Genomic DNA, 16931 nt, shown 5'->3' with positions numbered 1-16931 from the left:
ATATTCAAATACTTTTTTAGTCACAGTAACACTCCCTTTTTCACTCGCTATTAGTTTAGCACATTGATTTGCTCTTGACTCATTATTTCGCCGACAGTGTCATCAAATGTAAAAAAGAAAACTTGGATAGACTGGCTGAGTTCCGCCATTAATTCATACATAGTTGCTTTTCGACTGCTGTCAAAATTCACAAAGCCATCATCAATCAGAATGGGTAAATTGGCGATATCAGCAGTGTTTTTAATAAAGGCAAACCGCATGGCAATATAAAGTTGCTCCACTGTTCCTTGCGATAATTCAAACGGCTCATAAATTGTTCCACTTGCATGTTGGACCTTAATGCCTGATTTTCTAAAAATAATTCGGCGGTAGTTACCTGCTGTCAGTCGGACAAAGTAATCCGTCATATCATCTAATAATAATGGTAGCCGATCATCCTTGCCGTAACGCAGTGTTTCCTCTAACCATTCGGCCGCGACTACTTTTTTGGCCCAGTCAACAATCATGTCGCGCATTTCTGTTTCAGCAACCGCGTACTCTTGTAGAAGCGTGCTATAAGTGCCACCCTCCTCAAGCAAACGAATCTCATGTTGGCAGCTGACTTCTTCTTTTTGAAGCCGTTTAATGTCCTCTTGAATAACAACTAAATGATTCTTATTATTAGCCAGACGCTTCAGTGCTTGCTCTTTATCAGGATAACGCTTGAATAGCGCCTCTTTATCATGCAGCTGCTCATCTAAAAACTTCTGCCGTCTCTTTTGTTCAGCCTGTTGGTCTTTAGCATGAAGCAAGTTATAAAATTCCGCTTCCGTTTCGACCTTAGCTGCTTCTAAAATATCCTGTCGTTCTTTCAGATGCTTAGCTAAACTCGCTTCTAAATCCGCTTTTTGTGCGGTAATAGCCGCTAACTTTTCTTCAGCATGCTTAGCCATATTTTCTTCTAAAATGAGCGCTTGTCGTAGCTCCGTAAACTGCCCGACAAAATCACTGCGAGATAGGTGAGTTAAGCGTAGCTGCTGACGAATAAAATCAGCGTCTTCAAACCATTGATCTAAGCTGGCCTCAATAAGAGCTTGCTTTTCACTGATGGCACTTAACTTCTGCTCACGCTCCGCAATTTTTTGAGCTGGTTCTTCCCTTACTACCGTTTCCAGTGAAAAATTCAACGGATAAGCCGCCTGATTGAGCCACTCTCGTTGATTATCTTTTTCCTTTTCAAGCGCCATTTCCAATTCTTCTTGGCGGTTCAGCAGTTGAATAAAGCTCTCCTGTTCGCCTTGCTCCTCCACTGTCAATTCCTTGATCCGCTCTCTCAGAGCAGCTTGCTGAATGTAATCAGCCATATTAAATTCATCAGTTGGATGATTAGTCATCACCTTAGCTTTTTTAGAGAAATAAACCCCTGCACCAACAGAAAGTACAGCAGCTCCAATCGCGACCAGTCGTAGTGCCGGCGCAAAAATAGCAATCATAGTAGCGATAATCGCCACTACGAAACTAACCATCATCGGAATAGATAGGCTATTTGATTGCACGTCAGCCTTTCCTTGTTCTGCTTTCGATTGCCAGTCTTTAAAGCGACCGTCAGCCCAACGTTCAGCCAAAAGTTCTTTTATCTTCATTTCTAAAGAAGCTAAATGACTTTCTTTTTGACTAATTGCTTGGTTGAGATCAGTTAAGTCATGAGAAATCTGTTTTTCTTTTTCAAGTAAGGATTCTGCCATTTGCATTTTTTCTGCCGTTAATGGCTGAAGCATTTGCTCTGACTGAAGCCCCATTGCCCGCTTAAAGAGAATCAGCTCAGCCTCTTCTTCTCGGCGGTTTTTTTCTAAAAAGAGACTTTCATTGAACGCGCTGGAAATTTTAGTAAAAGCATGATTAAGACTATCCCATTCGGCTTGATGGTCACGATACCACTTAGCTTGGCTGAAGTCGTCTAATTCTTTCAAACTTTGTTTTTCTTGCTCTTGCAAGGCAGTTTGCTTGTTTAATTCCTCAGCTATCTTTTCTTGCAGCCATTCCCAACGTTGACGAACATTGGGTGGCAGATGACTAGCATCCACAGCTGAAATCTCTTGTTCAAGTTGGCGCCATTCTAGATAATAATCATTCAAACGAATGGCTTCACTTAAATCACGATTTTCCGCTTCCCATTTTTCTTGCTTTTGACTTAACTTAGCTAGCTCATCTTGAATGTCAGCTGCTCTTACTAATAGGCCCTCATAATCGCGATTTTTTGCTTTCGCATCTTGCAATTGAAGCCATTTGTTCTCCGTTTCCTTAATTTTCTGATTAAGGGGCGGCTTCGTTCCTGTTGGTAAAAATTCTTTTTTAGCATCTTTACGGTAATCTTCAGCAATTTGTAAGAGCTGTTCACTGCCGCTAGTGCCAATCCCTAATAAATAACGGTTCAAATCTTCTTTTTTAACACGAGACAGATCCAGCAAACGGTCAATTTTAAAGACATAGAGCAACTCATAGGTTTGACGATCAACACCTAACAAATAAGAGGCTAAATGATCGACAACTTCTTGTTGCCCATTTTCATAGGTAAGCACTGCCTTACCACGATTACGATCCTTCATCCGTTCGACAATCACCTTGCCAAACCGTGTGCCGCTGAGAAACAAACGGCCACCATAGCTGTCTCCTTGTTTAGGCAGATACAGATTGCTATCTTTCTTACGGGCAGATGGAAAACCAAAAAAGATAGTTTGGATAAATGAAGACAAGGTACTCTTACCAGCCTCGTTATCCCCAAGAAAAACCTGTAAATCAGTTAGCTGATCGAATGTCTGTTGTGACCACTTACCGTAGCCGTAAATGTCAATGGATTCAATTTTCAACTTGTTTCGTCACCTTCTTCAAACGCAATGTCTTCAAACAATAAGTTACGTGCCGATTGAATAATCGTTTCAGCTAACTCCTCGTCCTGTTCCAACTCACTAAACCGACCTCTCATACTTGGATGTTTAAACAGGTCTTGTAAAATTGTCTGTAAGTAGTCCTTTTCCCTAAATGCATGACCACTTTTTTCAAAGCTAGCTTGCATGGCCTCATCATAACGGAATAAAAATTGCTCCTTTAGCGGATTGAGCGACAAATGGTAGAGATAAATGCCTTTGTCCGATTGCTGTTGGTTAAATCCTTCCAACAAGTCGCCCTCTTTAATTCGTTCCAATACGTCTTTAGAGAGACAATCATAATCATCGAAACGAATCGATAACAAGACTGTCTTCTTCGCTTCTGATGCTCTTTCTAAACAGCCTTCAATTTCAGCGTAAACGCTTTGTAAGCTAGATAATCCTTTCAACGACAACTGTTGTTCTTTCCAAACGATAGGAGCTGTTTCGATAAAGGTCATGGTTGGTTCGCTGCCTTTTTCCAACTCAACTAAATAAACGCCCTTATCGCCACTTTCATTCGGATTTCGCCCTTGTGTATTACCTGAATACGCTACTATTGGCTGCTGGTTCAAAACTTCCCGCTTATGAATATGCCCTAAAGCCCAATAATCATAAGAGCGTTCAAGTAAATCCGCCATAGAAAAAGGCGCATAAACATCCTCCTTTGAAGCGGATCCTTCAAAGAAACCATGCAACATACCGATATGATAATCGACTGCTCGTTTCCGACTCGGATAATGGTTAATCATCCGCTCTTTCACCCAACGTGATGGGTAACTAAAGCCACTAATAGCAACCCGTTCTTGGCTGGCAGTCGTTAATAATTGGGTTTCCACCTCTGTTTTAAAAATAGAGACATTATCTGGCATCTGAATTCTTAAACTGTCTCTCCCCATAAAATCATGATTACCGTGTAAAAGATAAACCGGAATATGTGCTGCTTGAAGTCGTTTCATCTGTTCTCGAAAGAATGACTGTGCTTTGACACTTTGATTTTCCCCGTCATAGATATCTCCGCAAAGTAAGACGAAATCCGTTTTTTTTTCGATAGCTGTTGTGACAATTTTTTTAAAAGACGCAAATGTTGATTGATGAATAGCGTCAAATAAAGAAGGATGCATTTTTTTCAGTCCTTTAAAGGGACTGTCCAAGTGCAGGTCAGCTGCATGGATAAAACGAATCATCTTCTCACCTCTTTCAATTAGATCTGTAGTCAAATAAAAAAGCTTTGCCTTTTTAACGAAACTGGCTTCTCCAAGCCAGCTCCGTATCAAAAAGACAAAGCCTAGATGTTTATGTTAAGCTATTATGCTTCGTTTTGTGGTGCATTTTCTGCATACATGTCTTGCAATGGGCGAACAATAATTTTGTTGATATCTTCGATAACAACGCTCAATTGTTGTTCTGCAGTCATCATGCCTTTGATCAATTCATTGGTTGATGCACGACCAGCAATGTCTTGTGCTTCTTGAATAAACTCATCAGTTAGTCCTTCACCGCTCATTTGTTTCATTTGGATTTCTTGTTGAACACGAGTGAAGTCTGCAAATAATTGTGCTGCTTCCTCATCTTTAGTAACTGCTTTGTATGACTCTGTGAGTTCAGCAAATGCAGGTTGTTCACGCAATGCGCTTTCTAATTCGTAGGCGATATCATAAATATTTTTCATCATGTCAGTCCTTTACAATTTTCTTTCTTCATCATACCATTAATGGTAATCAATTTCCATAAAAAAGCCGAAAATACGTTCGTTTTCTCTTTTGTTAGCGGAAGAAATCAACCGCTCTGTTAAACCATTCCTTAGATTTTTCCTCTACTTTTCCACCAAACTCCGTAAACTGATCAATGAAGCCATCCACTCGATCAACCCAACTGCTTTCTGGGGTTTGATTACCCAATTCCTCATCAACAGTTCCAACTGCGAAGGTCGTACTTGGGCTTACATTAAGTAAATTCCCCATCTCATTACTAAATAAGTTATAGAACATCATTCCAATGTCGCTCAAGTTATTTTCTTCGGTTGTTTCGTCAAAACCAATCCATGTTGCCACCGTAATATCTGGCGTGTAAGCAATCATCCATTTCGTCCGATCGTAAGGCCCATCTTCTCCAATAGCCTCAGACGTCCCCGTTTTACCAGCGACTTGCATGCCATTATAAGGTTGCGCGCCATAACCCGTTCCACCCGGCGCATAAACACCAAGTAAAATCGACGTCATTTTATTAGCGATTTCCGAAGATACCACACGCGTTGTTTGAACAGCCGTATTGTCGACCACCACTGCACCAGTCGCATCCACAATTTTCGTAATAATACGTGGATCTGCTCGCAAACCATCATTAGCAAATGTTGAATACGCACTCGCCATTTGAAGGGGCGACACCCCATCCATATCCCCAAGGGCAATATCACCGTAAATTTTATCTTCTTCACGAACATGAATCCCAAACTGAGCCAATTTATTAACGGCCTTGTCAATGCCCATTTTATCGAGCAAATATACTGCCGTTGTATTTTTACTTTCTACAATCGCTCGGTACATGGGAATTTCTGCATACTCACTGTAACGATCATAATTCTTAAGCGCATAATCAGTTGGCCCATATGTCAACGTGTCATCATCCATAATCATACTGTCCACATCATATCCTGCTTCTAATGCAGGTGTATAAATGGACAATGGTTTAATCGTCGAAGCCGGTGGCACACTCATTTGAGTGGCACGGTTAAATCCACGGAACGTGTGCTCACCGCGCCCACCTACCATTGCTAACACGTCACCAGTTGACGGCTCAATAGCAACTGACGCACTTTGCATCAGCGTACCATCCGCACCGTCAATAAAATAAGCATAATCATAGGTTTGGTCCATTTGGTATTGGTAGTCTTGGTCTAAACCTGTGTAAATCTTATAGCCACGATTCAATAAATCTTCCTCATCAATACCGTAAGTGTAAACTGCTTCTTCAATAACCGCATCAAAATAATAAGGATAATTATAGCTAGAGTATGAGGCATAGTTATCATAAAGATAGATACCTTCCGCCATAGCCGCATCCGCTGTTGCTTGATCAGTAAAGCCATTATCAGCCATCAATTGTAAAACTGTATCACGGCGGTTAATGCTCGCTTCATAATCATCAATTGGATTATACAAGCTCGGGCCTTTTAACATAGCGGTTAAAACAGCCGCTTCTGAAAGAGTGACCTCTGAAGCTGACTTACCAAAGTATTTTTGCGACGCATCTTCAACACCCCATACCCCATTTCCGAAGTAGGAATTATTCAGATACATCTCTAAAATTTCTTCTTTTTCATACTTTTTCTCAATTTCAAAGGCTAAGAATAACTCTTTTGCCTTTCGAATTAGTGTCTGATCCAAGGTTAAATAAGCATTTTTCGCTAGCTGCTGGGTAATAGTTGAGCCACCACCTGTAATCGCTCCTCGGTTTAAGACAATGCCAACTGCGGCACGAGCAATCCCAATCGGATCGACCCCTTTATGGGTGTAAAACCGTTTATCCTCTGTTGAAATAACGGCATCCTGAATATAAGGTGATATGTCCTGTAAGGTAGTAAACGTGCCTTTTTGAGAATAAAGTTCCCCTGCTTCTTGGCCGTAACGGTCGTAGACAACAGTCGTTTGTTCTAAACCTGCCCTTAAGTTTTCCACATCAGCAGTTTTGGCTAAATAAACCAAATAACTGCTCCCTATTAAAACGCCTATTAAGGAGACAAGTACCACTAACTTATTAATGCGATAGCGTCGCCAAAAGTTTTTCAATTTGGTATACACTTGCGACAGCCATTTTTTTATTTTTTCTTTCCATTCATTTTTCATCATCGTCATCCTTTAGTAAAAAACAATCTACTTACCTATCATCTATTCTAGCGCTTTTTTATCGCCTTTCAAACCGACTTTAGTTGTATGTGACTAATAATTTCGCTGAATCAATGAGTCACCATTGCAAATTTGTCTATTTGATTTATAATTTTATCATAGTTTATTTTAAATAAGGCTAATTTTTTGTTAAATTGTTGATAGGTGGGTGATGACATGGGGCAGTGCCAAACAAAAGTAAAAGAATGATAGACCAAAACCAAGCATGGAAGATGTTTGCTTTTGGTCGTTTCCACACCCTATCTTTACCTACCAGAAGCTTTCTTACACCTATTTCATAAATTGAAATAGCACTATTAGGAGGTGACGCTCAGTTTCTGAGCCCAACATATGTCAATAACAAGTGGATTAATTTTGTTTTTTGTTATTTTATTTATCGCATCATTTTTCGTAATGTCCGAGTACGTCTTAGTAAGAATTCGTCCGTCACGTCTCGACTTTTTAATTAATAATGGAAACAAACAAGCTCAAATCTTAAAAAATATGACCGTTAAACTCGACACTTATTTATCTGCCACCCAACTCGGTGTAACGATTACATCATTAGGTCTTGGTTGGTTGGGTGATCCAACCTTTAAACGGATTTTTGATCACTTACTAGAAAATTTTACCCTGCCACGTCAAGTATCAACGTTTTTGTCATTTGTCATTTCCTTCGTGATTTTGACGGCTATTCAAGTTATTATCGGTGAACTAGTTCCAAAAAACATTGCCATTACAAAAACCGAACAACTTGGGCTAAAACTAGCACGACCATTAAATAGTTGGTACAAAGTGATGTATCCCTTAATTTTCATTTTAAATAAAACGGCCAATGGTATTTCAAAAGGACTTGGTTTCCAAACGTTCTCAGAATCTGATGATAATGTTTCCGAAGAGGAGCTACGTATGATTATGAGTGAAAGTTTGAAGAGTGGCGAAATTAACCATGAAGAATACCAATATGTTGAAAATGTGTTTGACTTTGATGAACGAATGGCTCGTGAAATTATGGTACCACGTACAGAAATGGCTGTATTGTGGGCTGAAGATTCCTTAGAAGATATTGCAGCAACTGTTCAAAAAGAGCGCTATACCCGTTATCCCGTTGTTGAAGGCGACAAGGATAACATATTAGGAACTATTAATGCTAAGGAAATTTTCGCTGCTTATATTGAAGCCGTTCAAACTGGCACGACTGAACAGTTTGATATCCACGAATATGTCCGTCCTGCCATTACCGTTTTTGAAACACTGCCCATTAAGGAATTGTTAGTGAAGATGCAAAAAGAACGTAATCAATTAGCTATTTTAATTGATGAGTATGGTGGGACGAGTGGCTTAATCTCGATTGAAGATATTGTCGAAGAAATTGTTGGCGACATTTCAGATGACTTCGAAACAGAGGTAAGGCCTGAATTTATCCAACTCGCTGAAAACCATTATCGTATTAGTGCTCGTATGCTGATTGACGAAGTAAATGAAGTCTTTGGCTTAGCGATTGAAGAAGATAACGTCGATACAATTGGCGGCTGGATTCTCAATGAAAAATACGACATTCAAGTCGGTCAAGATATTCACTACAAAGGGATTTTATTTAAGGTCATTCAAAAAGAGAAGAATTCAATTGAATTAATTGATGTCTTCATCAATCACAAAGCTGCTATCGAAGACGACGCAGAATAACAAAAAGGAGCTTGAGACTAACGTCCCAAGCCCCTTTTTATTTGTCTAGCTGTATCCCACACCAGTCAACAAAAAACTCCCTCACCACATCGAAATGGCGAGAGAGTTTATATCAGTTACTTATTTAGATGTCTTTTCAATAAAGTCATGGTCATTTGGTTGGCGACCAAAACGAGTTTCCACATTCATGTCAGCAATTTTCGCCATATCCTCTTCTGTTAGCGCAAAATCAAATAAATTAATATTTTCCGCAATACGTCCAGGATTCACAGACTTAGGAATAATGACTGTTTGGCGATCAATGTGCCAGCGTAACACAACTTGTGCAGGTGTTTTGCCATAGCGATCACCGATTTCTTTTAATACAGGATGCAACAGCAAGTCACTCTTGCCTTGGCTTAGTGGTCCCCATGCTTGGTGAGCGATGCCTTCTTTTGCCATATACTCACGCAACTCATCTTGCGGGAAGTAAGGGTGGGTTTCGACTTGGTTAATCATCGGTTTGATGGTCGCGTACTCTTTCATTGATTCCAAATGCTCAATAGTAAAGTTAGACACACCAATCGCCTTAATTTTGCCAGCTTGATACAATTCTTCTAAAGCTTGCCAAGTTCCCTTCACATCCAAACCGTACCAATGAATTAAATATAAATCCAAATAATCCGTTTGAAGCTTATCAATACTTTCTTGGAAAGCTTGTTTGGTTTTTTCATAGCCTTGCATATTGTTCCAAACTTTTGATGTTAAAAATAAGTCTTCACGGCACACATCGCAGTCTTTCAAAGTTTGACCTAACACTGCTTCATTGCCATAAGCCGCTGCCGTGTCAAAATGACGGTAGCCAACTTGGATGGCTTGTTTTACTGCCCAAGCCGTTTCACTTTCATCTTGCATTAAAAACAGGCCTAATCCGACTTGTGGGATAGCTAGGCCGTTATGTAACGTAATTGTTGACACTGTCATATTGTCCACTTCCTTATTATTTAATAATAATGTTTTTATCAAGTTCATCTTGCTGGCTAAAGAACGGCACTAAATCTTCAATTAAAGTAGGTAGCTTCCCTCTTTCATCGCTCTCCATCGTCCAAACCAATAATGGTTCATGTAAACTCAAACGCAGAATAAACCAGCCTTCACCATATTTTCCACTGAAGTTAGCACGAACACCTTCAAGATGATCTTCAATTAATTCAATATCATCTTTTCCTCTTAAAAAGTCCTTAAAGTCGCTAATAATCCGGTTCCCGTTTTCAACAATCGGACCCTTCTCAATGACAAAGCGGTACTCAGTTGTTTCAACCGCTTGTTTCAAATCAATAATCAAATCGCTTAGTGATTTGCCTTCTGCCAACAATGCCGCGTCCGCCATCAGTAGCTTCGCAACTAAATAAGCACCATCATCTAAGAAATAGTTTTCTTTCATAGCAGCATGTCCACTCGTTTCAATCGCTAAAACAGCATTATCGCCAGCTTTATCCAGTGCAATAGCACGGTTAATCACATTGCGGTAACCCGTCAAATAAAGGTCGTGTTTACCACCGCGGTCAGCTAAGAACTGTCCTAGATGTTTGGATGTCGCCGAGTTTGTTACAATCGTTGCACCAGCTTGTTCCTTTAATAAAACAGCTGAAATTAAGGCAATTAGATTGTTACGGTTAAGCGCTTGGCCGTTAGAATCAACGAGCGCTGAACGGTCAACGTCAGTATCAAAAATAATACCCAAGTCGGCATTCGATTTCAAAACAGCTTCTTTTAAGCTATTCATGGCTTCCTTATTATCTGGATTAGATTCATGATTAGGGAAGCGACCATCTGGATCTAAAAATTGACTGCCGCTTGTGTCGGCTCCTAGAACATTCAGAACTTGCTCAACGAAAAAGCCGCCTGCCCCATTCCCAGCATCCACAACAATGTGGCGACCAGTTAATGGTTTGTCTGGATTTTCAGACTGCATAATACCCTTGCGGATTTTCTCCACTAAGTCTTTGGCATAAACAGACAAGAGGTCTTGATGACTAACTGTCGCAAGTTGCCCAGCTGTTTGTTCCTCTGAATAGTCAGCCGCCAAAGCTAAAATCGCTTCGATATCCTCATGCTCCGCCCCGCCTGTTGTTGTAAAGAACTTCAATCCATTATATTCAAACGGTAAATGGCTGGCTGTAATCATAATCGCGCCATCAACTTTAAACTCATCATAGAGAGTTGCCATAAACATAGCCGGCGTCGTCGCTAAACCGCAATCAATAATATGCAAGCCTTCTGACTGCATGCCCTCGATGAGGCCCTCTTTCAGCTCATCGCCTGATAAACGGCTGTCCTGACCAATCGCAATCGTTAACGAATCAGAGTGACCCGTTCGACTCTCTAACCATTTTACAAAGGCATAACCAATCTGGCGCGCCCGTTCTTTTGTTAGATTAGCCTGATGTTTCTCCGTACTAATCGCAATCCCTCGAATATCTGATCCATTTTGTAAAGCAAGTAAATCTTTGTCTACTGACATCCATCCATCACTCCTTTGAAAATAGTAAATCCATTATACCTCTTTTAGATGGCGATTTCATTGCAAAGATCGTTCAAGAGTGTTTTATCAACTCGGCAATAAAAAAAGACGCTAGGAAATTATTCCTAACGTCTTTTGTCGTCTTAAAAACGTGCTCCAAAAGGCAACCCCGACATGCGTTTCCCAAATAATGCTCGGATGGTCTACGACCACCCTGTGCTTATTCGGTCCAACGATTCGGGGCTAAACGCCTTTTATCGCACTCTCTATTTTTTTAATTTATCATTTTCATAAACATGGCTTTTTTCTAACTGTGGGAAGCCTTGTTGACGGAGTGCTTCATAAACAATCATACAAGCCGTGTTCGACAAGTTTAACGAGCGAACATGCTCGTCATTCATCGGAATACGTAAGCAATCTGCTTCATGCTCATGCATAAATTCTTCCGGCAGACCGGTTGTCTCTTTCCCAAATATAAAGAAAACATCCTCATCAGCAGTATAATCCACATCTGAATAGGTCTTTTCAGCAAACTTAGTAATTAAATACAGTCTGCGGTCTCCAACAAATTCTAAAAAATCCGCTAAGTTTTCATGAGTGTAGATTTCAACCTCATTCCAATAATCCAGTCCTGCACGCTTCAAATGCTTATCATCAATCGAAAAGCCAAGCGGTTTGATTAAGTGCAAAGGACTGTTTGTAGCAGCGCAAGTTCTTGCAATATTCCCTGTATTTGCTGGGATTTGTGGTTCAAATAAAACGACATGATTAGTCATTAATAAAGTCTCCTTCAATGCCTATTCGGCTAATTCTTCTAATTTCTTTAATGCTTTCTCAATTTCAAGACGGGCCTCTTCATCAGCTTCTTTTTCCAATATTTCCTTGAAAAAATCAAGCATATCCGTCGTCACATCTCGTAAAATCTGACTAATCGCCCAAGCCGATGTTGCCCGAATGACAGGTCGACTATCTTGTTCCATCAACTGCAATAGCTGCGGGATAGCTGTTCGGTCTCGGTAGTTTGCTAGAGCAATAATGGCGTTTCGTTGCAAGGGTTTCTTGCCCCGCCAAGAGCCTGCTAAGCCACCAAAACGCGCTTTAAAATCGCGATTGGAAATGGTCAACATCGGTTGTAAAACTGGTGTTTCGCGGTCTGGTTCGGGCTCCATTTCTGGATGCAAGTGGAAATCTTTGCCCCGATTATAAGGACAGCTTTGTTGGCAAATATCACAGCCATAAATTACATGGCCCATTTTTTTACGAAATTCTTCAGGCATACTGCCTTTCGTTTGCGTTTGAAAAGACAAGCACACTTTAGGATTCAACTCACCATTACCGAGTAAAGCGCCAGTTGGACAAGCAGTCACACATCGCATACAATCCCCACAACCAAAAACACCTGGAGCATCGGGTTCAAAAGGGATATCAGTAATAATTTCTCCTAAATAAACGTAAGTTCCAAACTCCTCTGTAATTAAGAGACCGTTTCGACCAATAAACCCAAGACCTGCACGTTGAGCAACAACCGTATCAATTAGCTCTCCCGTGTCGACCATCGGCTTAAAGCGCGCATCAGGAACCCGTTCTTGAATAAAATCAACCAATTGATTCATCTTATCCCTTAAAATCGTATGGTAATCTGTTCCCCACGATGCTCTAGCAAATGACCCACGCCTTTCCCCTTTTACTCGTTCAGGCTTTTCAAGTGGTTTACTCGGATAAGCCAAAGCAATCGACATAATGGATTTAGGTTGATCAAAAATAAGTTCCGGATAGAGTCGTTCGTCCATGACTTGATGTTCGAAGCCTGATGTATGACCTTTTGCATGTTGTTCCAAAAGGGGTTCTTTCATATAATCAAAAGGATCAGCAGTTGTAAAACCGATCTTATCAATACCGATTTCCTTACATGCTTCCTTAATCTCTTCTTTTAAAACAGCATTCATCATTGACTCACCTTCCTTCATATCCTTTTTCAATAGTATACCATTAATAAAAACACAAAAAAACGTACAGATTCGGTGATAGACACGGCGAACCAATACGTTGGATGATTCATTTTGTATTAATGTATAATGGCAATGATACTAGAAACAAAATGATAGTTACAGTATAGCAAGCTAACATAGTCTTGTAAACACCTTTTATGTCTATACATAACTTTTATCAATGTAAGCGTTAGGCTTTCTTCGTTCCTACTAAAATCGACATGGAAACCGTAATGCTTTCCAGCGGGTGTGCCAACAAGTCTTGGCGCTTTGCTTCATCCATATGCCAAGTTAATGGCGTCATGTCGACTAACCAGTAAAATGCCTCTTTCGACAAAGCAATCTCGTAAGTCACATGATCATGTAAACAATCGGGATAGGCCTCTTTAAAGCGATTAATCACCAAATCATTTTCATAATGCTGCTTGTCATCGTCTGCCCCATATAAGCGTTGACGTAATTCAATCAAGTAGTCCGAATCAGGAACCACCTTCACCACTAAACCACCTGGCTTTAACAAACGATCGAACTCTTCATAATGAGATGGCGATAAAATATTGATGATGGCGTCAAATTGCGTTTTGGCGAATGGTGACTGAGCCAAATCAGCTACACAAAAAAAGCCGTCGTCAAAGAAATGACTGGCTGCCAATTGAATGGCATCTTTGGAAATATCAAAACCAATTTTAGCCCCACTCAATCCTTGTTGGTTTAAATAATGTAAATGCGACCCTTCTCCACAACCAACATCTAACACAGCTTCAATCGATCGACTCTCTAGTTTTTCTTTTACGACATCCAACATCGGATGGAAAAAACCAGTCGCAGCTAGATTTTTTCGGCTGGTCAGCATATCCTTGTCATAATCATTTTGACCGCCTTTCATCAAAAGATGAAGCGTTCCTTTTTTCGACAAATCAAACTGGTGGTTGGCCACACAATTCAAACTTGTTCCAATGACTGCCTCAAACGCTTGTTGGCAAACCGGACACTGGAACAAGTCTAAGTGTTCTTCTAAAAATAACGCACTTAATTCAATTTTTTTCACCTTAAAACTCCTTCAAAAGCAATTACATCTATTTTACTATACTTCTTCATGATAGACAGAGAAGTTTTCCCAAACTTTTGGATTAGCTGTATTGAACCAGGTTAATACAGCTAATACAAAAGTAAAGGAAACAGCGATGACGATCAAAACTTTAACTAAATGACCTTCGTCATTTTGGAAAGAGAACAAACTTGCTAGTTTAGGATTCTCTAAATAAAAACATTGCAAATCTAATAATCCAGCCGCCCCGAGAGCTGCCATTACAAGACTTGCACCTAAAATATAACAGAAACGAGCCAGAGATGCCATTATACTAGGTCTTTTTATAAATAAGAAAAGCGGACAAGTCCGCCTTGGCCTATGAAAAAATAGGAAATTTGACCCTGAATGAGCAGCGAAGCGCGCAATGGGGCAAATTTATCTTTTTTTCAGTAGGCCAGGACTTGGGAGCTAGACATTGATGGCTGAACTTATAATCCCCTAGTCTATCAAAAAAATGGACTGAGATCAAAATCTCGGTCCATCTTTAGTGATTAGTGAGTTGCGCCGCCTACTGCTTTTAAATCTTCCTTACCATGAAATTCAACCATGGCTTCAAGAGCAGCTGTCAGCCCTTTGGCAATGTCTTCAATACTCATTGCCGGTTTTTCAGGTTTATCGACAACTTGTTCTGGAATAAACGGAACATGGATAAAGCCTGCTTGTGTTCCTGGCAATTCCTTCTCAGTCAGATAAAGAGCTTGGTACATGATGTGGTTGCAGACAAATGTTCCTGCTGTATTCGATACTGCTGCTGGCACACCTGCAGCTTTTATACTATCAACCATGGCTTTAATCGGTAAGGTTGAGAAGTAAGCAGAAGCCCCATCCGCTTGAATCGGAACATCAATCGGTTGATTGCCTTCATTATCTTCAATGCGGGCATCATCTTGGTTGATTGCCACACGTTCAGGTGTTAAAGCAAAGCGTCCACCCGCTTGCCCTACACATAGAATCATATCTGGATTAATCTCCAAAGCTTTTTCACGCATCGTTTCAGCAGATTTATGGAAAACAGTTGGAATTTCCAATTTAACAATTTCTGCGCCAGCAATCTCGTCAGCTAATAATTTCACCGCTTCAAGAGCTGGATTAATTTTTTCTCCTCCGAAAGGATCAAATGCTGTTACTAAAATTTTCATGGTCTATTTCCTCCTTTAATTAAAATGCCCAGAAATACATCAAGGCAATATGAACAACAATTAAGACTAGGGCGATTGGTATTTGAGCTTTAATAACACCATTTGGATTTTTCATTTCCAATAAGGCTGCTGGAAGTGCATTGAAGTTAGCTGCCATTGGTGTCATTAATGTTCCACAGAATCCAGCCGTCATCGCCAAGGCACCAGCAATAACAGGGTCTGCACCTTGCGCAATCACAAAAGGTACCCCAATACCCGCTGTAATAACCGTAAAGGCTGCAAAGCCATTCCCCATAATCATGGTAAAGATAACCATACCTAAAACATAGGCAATAACGCCAACGAAACGATTTCCTTCCGGTACAAAACCAGAAATCATGTCCGCAATCACATCACCTACACCAGCTGTCGTAAACAACACACCTAAGGCTGCCAACAATTGCGGTAAAATACCAACAGTTCCCACTTGTTGAACCATGCGGTCAGATTCTTTTAAGGTTAGTTTCGGCGAAGCTTTGAAAATGACCATAGCTAATACAAGCGATAACACGGCCGCAAATCCAATCCCAACTTGACCGCCAAACGGTGTAAATTGGGCAATTAAAACAGCTGCGATTGCAAGCATAACAGCTGGCAAGAAGACCTTTTTAGAGAATTTTTTAGCATAAAGAGCCTGTTCTTCATCAGAATTCGATTCAATCTTGCCAAGTTTTACCTGTTTAAATAAGGTCAAAGCACCCATAGCTAGCAAGAAAGCACCGCTAATAGCATTTGGAATGATTTTTCCACCTGCAAACAATAAGCCGAGTAAAATCCAAAATGCAGCCGTTCCTAGACGAGCAGGATGATCTTTTTGACGTAAAACACAAAATGCCGTGTAGAACAACTGTAGTCCAATTAAAATATAGAACAATTCAAGCAATAACGGTACTAACGTTTCTGTAATGTATTCTGCAGACATAATTAGTCATCCCCCTTTTGATTGTTAGCACGTTTTTTATATTTACGTTCTAACTTTTTATCAATTCGCAAATAATTTAGGGATGCTAAAAGTAACGCAATCAGTGCCACAGGAATCGAAGCTTGTGCCACCGCAACCGGAGAAATATCGTAACCTAACGATTCCATCGTACCTGAAATTAACAAGACACCTGACGCTGCAATAAAGGTATTTTGAGCGAAAAAGTTCCCAAAGTTTTCTGAAGCAGCCGCTTGTGCTTTTAATAAATCCACATCATCTTCATCTAGCTCACCATATTTCGTTTGGGCAGCAGCTTGAACCATTGGATCTACAATAGGACGTACAAACTGCGTTTGCCCTTGAACACGAATAGAGAAGAAAGCAGCAATCTCACGAATCACTTGATAAATAATCAACATAATCCCTGATGTTAACCCATTAATTTTTTGAATCAAATTAGTCGCTTGCGCCTTTAAGCCAAAATGTTCGGACAAACCGATCATTGGCAAGGTTAGTAAAAACAAAGTAACTAAGCGATTATCAACAAATGCCTTCCCTAAAATTTCTAGAATTTCAACAAAGGAAATCCCCGATACTAATCCTGTTACAACTGCAGCAATTAATACAACTGCAATCGTATCTAACTTTAATAAAAATCCTATGACAATAATGACAATACCTATTAATTTAATCCATTCCACAATAACCCACTCCTATCGTTTCTTAAACAACACACTTGCTAGAACGCCGAATAAACACCCAAACACTAAGCCCAAG

The 16931-nt window shown here is 40.2% G+C and carries 14 protein-coding genes; 1 reads left to right on the top strand and 13 read right to left on the bottom strand.

The features are described from left to right. Window positions 1–50: 50 nt before the first annotated feature. The 4 genes from G7057_RS08720 to G7057_RS08705 all read right to left on the bottom strand — a co-directional run bounded on the left by G7057_RS08720 (window position 51) and on the right by G7057_RS08705 (window position 6757). A complete protein-coding gene (locus G7057_RS08720; protein ID WP_166162856.1) occupies window positions 51–2846 on the bottom strand; it encodes an ATP-binding protein in 2796 nt (931 codons plus the stop codon). After that, entirely contained in the window at window positions 2843–4090 is a 1248-nt protein-coding gene (locus G7057_RS08715) for a metallophosphoesterase family protein (protein WP_166162853.1), read from the bottom strand. Before G7057_RS08715 ends, G7057_RS08720 begins: the two co-directional genes overlap by 4 nt. A 122-nt stretch (window positions 4091–4212) precedes the next feature. Continuing rightward, on the bottom strand, window positions 4213–4575 hold the full coding sequence (locus G7057_RS08710) for a YlbF family regulator (protein ID WP_166162850.1): 363 nt from the start codon (window positions 4573–4575) through the stop codon (window positions 4213–4215). 94 nt (window positions 4576–4669) lie between these two features. Continuing rightward, a complete protein-coding gene (locus G7057_RS08705) occupies window positions 4670–6757 on the bottom strand; it encodes a PBP1A family penicillin-binding protein (protein WP_166162847.1) in 2088 nt (695 codons plus the stop codon). Window positions 6758–7138: 381 nt separating this feature from the next. Between G7057_RS08705 and G7057_RS08700 the strand changes: the two genes are divergently transcribed. Beyond that, window positions 7139–8473, top strand: a complete 1335-nt coding sequence (locus G7057_RS08700; protein ID WP_166162845.1) for a hemolysin family protein — start codon at window positions 7139–7141, stop codon at window positions 8471–8473. Window positions 8474–8593: 120 nt separating this feature from the next. Here G7057_RS08700 and G7057_RS08695 read toward each other — a convergent pair whose 3' ends face one another. The 9 genes from G7057_RS08695 to G7057_RS08655 form a co-directional block, all read right to left on the bottom strand. Beyond that, window positions 8594–9436, bottom strand: a complete 843-nt coding sequence (locus G7057_RS08695; protein WP_166162842.1) for an aldo/keto reductase — start codon at window positions 9434–9436, stop codon at window positions 8594–8596. Between the two features lie 16 nt (window positions 9437–9452). Continuing rightward, window positions 9453–10976 carry a phosphohexomutase domain-containing protein gene (locus tag G7057_RS08690; RefSeq protein ID WP_166162839.1) on the bottom strand — a complete coding sequence of 508 codons (1524 nt, stop codon included), beginning with the start codon at window positions 10974–10976 and terminating at the stop codon, window positions 9453–9455. A 266-nt stretch (window positions 10977–11242) separates the two neighbouring features. Further along, entirely contained in the window at window positions 11243–11752 is a 510-nt protein-coding gene (trmL, locus tag G7057_RS08685) for a tRNA (uridine(34)/cytosine(34)/5-carboxymethylaminomethyluridine(34)-2'-O)-methyltransferase TrmL (RefSeq protein WP_166162836.1), read from the bottom strand. A gap of 21 nt (window positions 11753–11773) precedes the next feature. Continuing rightward, window positions 11774–12925: a tRNA epoxyqueuosine(34) reductase QueG gene (gene queG, locus G7057_RS08680; protein WP_166162833.1), complete on the bottom strand. Its 1152-nt coding sequence runs from the start codon at window positions 12923–12925 to the stop codon at window positions 11774–11776. 229 nt (window positions 12926–13154) lie between these two features. Continuing rightward, window positions 13155–14012 (bottom strand): methyltransferase domain-containing protein, encoded by an 858-nt coding sequence (locus G7057_RS08675; protein ID WP_166162830.1) that lies wholly within the window; start codon window positions 14010–14012, stop codon window positions 13155–13157. A gap of 36 nt (window positions 14013–14048) precedes the next feature. After that, on the bottom strand, window positions 14049–14321 hold the full coding sequence (locus tag G7057_RS08670) for a hypothetical protein (protein ID WP_166162827.1): 273 nt from the start codon (window positions 14319–14321) through the stop codon (window positions 14049–14051). 224 nt (window positions 14322–14545) lie between these two features. After that, window positions 14546–15193 carry a pyroglutamyl-peptidase I gene (gene pcp, locus G7057_RS08665; protein ID WP_166162825.1) on the bottom strand — a complete coding sequence of 216 codons (648 nt, stop codon included), beginning with the start codon at window positions 15191–15193 and terminating at the stop codon, window positions 14546–14548. Between the two features lie 19 nt (window positions 15194–15212). Beyond that, window positions 15213–16154 (bottom strand): DUF979 domain-containing protein, encoded by a 942-nt coding sequence (locus tag G7057_RS08660; RefSeq protein ID WP_166162822.1) that lies wholly within the window; start codon window positions 16152–16154, stop codon window positions 15213–15215. Between the two features lie 2 nt (window positions 16155–16156). Continuing rightward, window positions 16157–16855 carry a DUF969 domain-containing protein gene (locus G7057_RS08655; protein ID WP_076766902.1) on the bottom strand — a complete coding sequence of 233 codons (699 nt, stop codon included), beginning with the start codon at window positions 16853–16855 and terminating at the stop codon, window positions 16157–16159. Window positions 16856–16931 lie beyond the last annotated feature (76 nt).

This window comes from Jeotgalibaca arthritidis (assembly GCF_011100465.1).
In the GTDB taxonomy this organism is placed as follows: Bacteria; Bacillota; Bacilli; order Lactobacillales; family Aerococcaceae; genus Jeotgalibaca; species Jeotgalibaca arthritidis.
The sequence above is the reverse complement of the archived record's forward strand: the minus strand, read 5'-3'. Positions and strand labels throughout refer to the sequence as shown.

What these genes read in the sequence shown, in the direction of transcription:
- pcp (WP_166162825.1), bottom strand. Translation starts at nt 15,193, where the DNA reads ATGAAAATTTTAGTAACAGCATTTGATCCTTTCGGAGGAGAAAAAATT.
- queG (WP_166162833.1), bottom strand. Translation starts at nt 12,925, where the DNA reads ATGATGAATGCTGTTTTAAAAGAAGAGATTAAGGAAGCATGTAAGGAA.
- G7057_RS08695 (WP_166162842.1), bottom strand. Translation starts at nt 9,436, where the DNA reads ATGACAGTGTCAACAATTACGTTACATAACGGCCTAGCTATCCCACAA.
- G7057_RS08670 (WP_166162827.1), bottom strand. Translation starts at nt 14,321, where the DNA reads ATGGCATCTCTGGCTCGTTTCTGTTATATTTTAGGTGCAAGTCTTGTA.
- G7057_RS08690 (WP_166162839.1), bottom strand. Translation starts at nt 10,976, where the DNA reads ATGTCAGTAGACAAAGATTTACTTGCTTTACAAAATGGATCAGATATT.
- G7057_RS08660 (WP_166162822.1), bottom strand. Translation starts at nt 16,154, where the DNA reads ATGTCTGCAGAATACATTACAGAAACGTTAGTACCGTTATTGCTTGAA.
- trmL (WP_166162836.1), bottom strand. Translation starts at nt 11,752, where the DNA reads ATGACTAATCATGTCGTTTTATTTGAACCACAAATCCCAGCAAATACA.
- G7057_RS08715 (WP_166162853.1), bottom strand. Translation starts at nt 4,090, where the DNA reads ATGATTCGTTTTATCCATGCAGCTGACCTGCACTTGGACAGTCCCTTT.
- G7057_RS08705 (WP_166162847.1), bottom strand. Translation starts at nt 6,757, where the DNA reads ATGACGATGATGAAAAATGAATGGAAAGAAAAAATAAAAAAATGGCTG.
- G7057_RS08710 (WP_166162850.1), bottom strand. Translation starts at nt 4,575, where the DNA reads ATGAAAAATATTTATGATATCGCCTACGAATTAGAAAGCGCATTGCGT.
- G7057_RS08700 (WP_166162845.1), top strand. Translation starts at nt 7,139, where the DNA reads ATGTCAATAACAAGTGGATTAATTTTGTTTTTTGTTATTTTATTTATC.